This is a genomic window from Bacteroidota bacterium (assembly GCA_038746285.1).
GTDB lineage: Bacteria > Bacteroidota > Rhodothermia > Rhodothermales > JANQRZ01 > JANQRZ01.
In genome coordinates this window covers 1-4,205 of sequence record JBCDKT010000099.1, presented here as the reverse complement: position 1 = coordinate 4,205, position 4,205 = coordinate 1, and the positions used below count along the sequence as shown (strand labels likewise).

At 72.8% G+C, this 4,205-nt stretch carries 3 protein-coding genes; 1 reads left to right on the top strand and 2 read right to left on the bottom strand.

Translation table 11 applies throughout. The features are described from left to right. Window positions 1-137: 137 nt before the first annotated feature. Window positions 138-506, bottom strand: coding sequence for a hypothetical protein (locus tag AAGI91_17445; GenBank protein ID MEM1044397.1), 369 nt, complete (start codon window positions 504-506; stop codon window positions 138-140). Between the two features lie 218 nt (window positions 507-724). On the opposite strand from AAGI91_17445, the gene AAGI91_17440 reads away from it, so the two are divergent. After that, window positions 725-1,489 (top strand): NRDE family protein, encoded by a 765-nt coding sequence (locus AAGI91_17440; protein ID MEM1044396.1) that lies wholly within the window; start codon window positions 725-727, stop codon window positions 1,487-1,489. A 179-nt stretch (window positions 1,490-1,668) separates the two neighbouring features. On the opposite strand, the gene hrpB is transcribed toward AAGI91_17440, so the two are convergent. After that, complete coding sequence (hrpB, locus tag AAGI91_17435; protein ID MEM1044395.1) at window positions 1,669-4,194, bottom strand: ATP-dependent helicase HrpB; 2,526 nt, start codon at window positions 4,192-4,194, stop codon at window positions 1,669-1,671. Window positions 4,195-4,205 lie beyond the last annotated feature (11 nt).

The window sequence follows — 4,205 nt, the reverse complement described above, 5'->3', positions numbered from 1 at the left end:
CGCGCAGGCGGGAATCCAGAGCTTGTAGTACGCCTTCTGGATTCCCGATCAGGGTCGGGAATGACTCGATGTGAGGAGGTAACAGTAGCAGAGCAGCGTTTCTGCGCCATCAGGGCCTCTCAAGTTGCTAACAAGCTCTAGCGCACGAGCGTCACGCGCTCGGTCCGCACCACGCCGTCCGCTGCCAGGCGCACCAGGTATACGTCACTCGGTAGTGTCGAGTCGTCGAGCACCGCCTCGTGCCGACCGGCCGGTATCTCGCCGTCTGCCAAGCGCGCTACCTCGCGCCCGGGCACGTCGCCGAAGTCACCCGTGGCGAGGGCAAAGCCGAACCGGTCGCCCGCCTCGACGATGCCGCCGGCTCTCTGCCGCCAGGGCTGATGGTCGAGCGCCACGGGTCCGAGGGGCGTGCCGTAGAAGGCGTTGACCGCGACGGCCTCGGCGACGCCTACGGCTCGGCGACTGCATGTGGGCGCTGGGAAGGGCGAGCAGACGAGGGAGGGCACGAGCGCGCTCGGTATGTGCCTGGCCGCCTGCGGACGGTACGAGGAGGCAGAGTCGCTGCTCCTGGCCAGCGTGCCCCTGCTTCGGGCCTCGTTCGGCGAGAGGCACGTCCTGGTCCGGCAGGCTGAGCAGGCACGGGCTGACGCACAGGCCGCGACGCGGTAGGCTGGAAACTGGTCTCGGCATTCTCGGTTGGCAGCCTGTCCTCGCCCTACCTCCTATGTGCACCCTCTTCGTCGCCCGCAGCGTCCACCCGCACTACCCGCTGATCGTTGCCTCCAACCGCGACGAGGCGCACGAGCGCCCGACCGCGTCGGCTGCGTTCTGGGACGATGCCCCGCGCGTCCTCGCCGGGCGCGACCTCCGGGCGGGCGGTGCGTGGCACGGTATCACTACCGAAGGCCGGTGGGCGATCGTCACCAACATCCGCGCGCCGCAGTGGATGCGCTCGGACTTCCCGCGCTCGCGCGGGGCCCTCGTCGCCGACTACCTCCGCAGCGACGAGGCTCCCGCGGACTTCGCCGCCCGCGCCGCTGCTGAGCGAGACGAGTACGGCGGGTTCAACCTCCTCCTCGGCTCGCCGGAGGCGCTGTGGTTCGTCTCCAGCACCGAGCCGCCGCGTGCCCTCGGCCCCGGCTTCTACGGCCTCTCGAACGGCACGCTCGGCGAGCCCTGGCCGAAGGTCGCACGCGGCGGGCAGGCATTCCAGCGATGGGTCGAGGCCGGGGCAGCCGGCGAGGAGGCCCTCTTCGAGATCATGCGGAACCCAGCCACCGCGCCGGACGGCCAACTCCCCTCGACCGGCGTCGGCCTCGACCTGGAGCGCACGCTCTCCGCGCTCTTCATCGAAGGCCCTGCCTACGGCACGCGAACGACGACGCTCCTGACAGTCCGCGACGACGACGCGGTCCGCTTCGCCGAACGCTCCTTCGGCCCGAACGGGGCGGCGACGGGCGCGGTCGAGCACGACTTTCAGATCGACTAGAGACAGGCTACTGGCGTTATGGATACCGGAGTTCTCTGGAGTCCGCCATGTCGGCAGTCTCGCTGCCGAGGTAGAGACTGCCGAGGTAGGGACGCCTCGCCGAGGCGTCCGCCGTTGCAGAGAGCGGCGCGCTCGGCGAGCACGCCCTACCAGGCACGCTGACGGTGACGCGTCCACATCTATCGGCGGCGCTTGGCACGGTTCGTTGGCGTGGCCGAGAGCGGATCGTCGGGCCAGGGGTGCTTCGAGTAGCGCCCGCGGAGGTCCTTGCGCACGTCGAAGTAGGCGTCGCGCCAGAAGCTTGCTAGGTCCTGGGTCACCTGCACGGGCCGGTGCGCCGGCGAGAGGAGGTGCACCGTCAGCGCCACGCGCCCGCCGCCGACGCGCGGCGTGTCGGTCAGCCCGAAGACCTCTTGCAGCCGGACGGCGAGGACGGGGGCCTCGGGCTCGCTGTAGTCGATAGGTACGTTCGACCCGCTCGGGACGGTGACGTGCGTCGGTGCAAGGCGGTCGATGTCGGCACGCCGGTTCCAGCCTGCGAGGCCGAGGAGGAGGTGCGCGAGGTCGAGGTGCCCGAGGCCGGTCCGCCCGCCGGTGAGGTGCGGGCCGAGCCAGGCGTCGAGGTCGGCAAGCAGCGCTGCGTCCGACACGTCGGGCCACGCGCCCGCGTCGAGGTGGTGGAGGAAGCGGAGCCGCTCGCGCAGCTTGGTGGCCTCTTTCGACCACGGCAGCATCGCCAGTCCCTTCGCCCGGACCCCGTCGAGGAGCGCCGCCGCGACGGCCTGCGGGTCGGGGTCGCGCAGCCGGGCGTCGCGCAGCACGACCGCCCCGATCCGGGTCTGCCGCCGCGCCCGCACGCGCCCGGCCTCGGCGTCCCACGTTACAGCCTCGTCCGTCTCGATCTGCTCGGCGAAGTGCCGCTCGATCTCCTGCTGCGTGACCGGAGCCGCGAGGAAGATCCGCGCCTCGGCCCGCCGCCCGTCGAGGTGGGCTGCGACGAGGTAGTCCGACCCCGCGAGGACCTGCGACTCGGCGAGGACGGCGGCCCGGCCGTTGCGGAGCCGGTAGCGCGTCTCCGCGTCGGGCCGCCGCTGCGCGATCCGGTCGGGGTAGGCGAAGGCGAGGAGCAGACCGGCGGCGTCGGCGTCGCGGTCCTGACTGCCGATGCCGAGCCGCTTGCGCCAGTGCGTCGCCTCCTGCCGCGCCCGGTGCACCGCGCCGCGCGAGACGGCGTAGCCCTGAGAAAACTCGGTGCCGTCGTCCTCGCCCGCGAGGAGGTCGAGCCGGAGGCGGAGGTCGGCAGGCGGCGGGTGGGAACCGCTCGGCTTGAAGAGGTCGCGCTCGGAGAGGAGCGCCGCGAGGTCGCACGCCGTCGCGCCGAGGCCGAGGTCGCGTCCGCGCAGCACGAGGTGGGCGAGGCGCGGGTGCAGGCCGAGCGCCGCCATCGCCCGACCGTGTGCCGTGATGCTCCCACGGTCGAGCGCGCCGAGGTTGGCGAGGAGGTCGCGGGCCGCGTCGAAGGCGGCCTCCGGCGGCGGGTCGAGCCAGCGAAGTCCGGCGGGGTCGCGCACGCCCCACGCGGCGAGTTCGAGCGCGAGCGGGGCGAGATCGGTGGTGAGGACTTCGGGCGGGGTGTGCTCGGCGAGGCTCGCCTGCACGGGCGGCGTCCAGAGCCGGTAGCAGACGCCCGGCCCGAGGCGCCCGGCCCGCCCCCGCCGCTGGTCTGCCGAGGCGTTCGAGATGCGGACCGTTTCGAGCCGCGTCATCCCGCTGCTGGGGTCGAAGCGCGGCGCGCGGGCCAGCCCGCTGTCGATGACGACGCGGACGCCCTCTATCGTCAGGCTCGTCTCAGCAATCGGAGTCGAGAGGACGACCTTGCGCTCGCCGTCCGGACTCGGGGCGATGGCGCGGTCCTGCGCGTCCTGCGGGAGGTTGCCGTAGAGCGGCGCGACCGTCACGCCCGCCGGCAGGTCGGACAGCGTCTGCTCGGCGCGCCGTATCTCGCCCGCACCGGGTAGGAAAACGAGCACATCGCCCCCCGCCTCCGCGGGGGCAGGCTTGTGCTCGGCGAGCGCCTGGCGCACGGCTGCTGCGACGTGGCCGTCGATTCTCCAGTGCGGCTCCGGCATCCGGTCAAGGGTGTAGGTCTCGACGGGGTAGGCTCGACCCTCGCTCGTGAGGAGCGGCGCGTCGCCGAGGAGTGCCGCCACGCGCGCGCCGTCGAGCGTGGCCGACATGACGAGCAGGCGGAGGGCCGGGCGCAGTGCCTCCTGGGTTTCGAGCGCGAAAGCGAGGCCGAGGTCGGAGGGCAGGTTGCGCTCGTGGAATTCGTCGAAGACGACGAGGCCGACGCCGCTCAGCGACGGGTCGCTCTGGAGCATCCGCGTCAGCACGCCCTCGGTGACGACCTCGATGCGCGTCTGCCTGCCGACCTTCGTGTCGAGCCGTACGCGGTAGCCGACGGTCTCGCCGACGGTCTCGCCGAGCGTCTGCGCCATCCGGTGCGCCGCTGCCCGCGCCGCCAGCCGCCGCGGCTCCAGCATCACGACCTTCTGGCCGCCGAGCCAGTCCTCGCCGAGAAGCGCGAGCGGCACCCGCGTCGTCTTCCCCGCGCCGGGCGGAGCCTGGAGCACAGCGCTCGGGTGCGCCCGCAGCGCCTCGCGCAGCGCGGGCAGGACGGACTCGATGGGGAGAGAAGCGGGCACGACGGCGCGGG

Bases quoted from the DNA above. Each gene is read 5' to 3' on its own strand.
- AAGI91_17440 (MEM1044396.1), top strand. From the start codon at position 725: ATGTGCACCCTCTTCGTCGCCCGCAGCGTCCACCCGCACTACCCGCTG.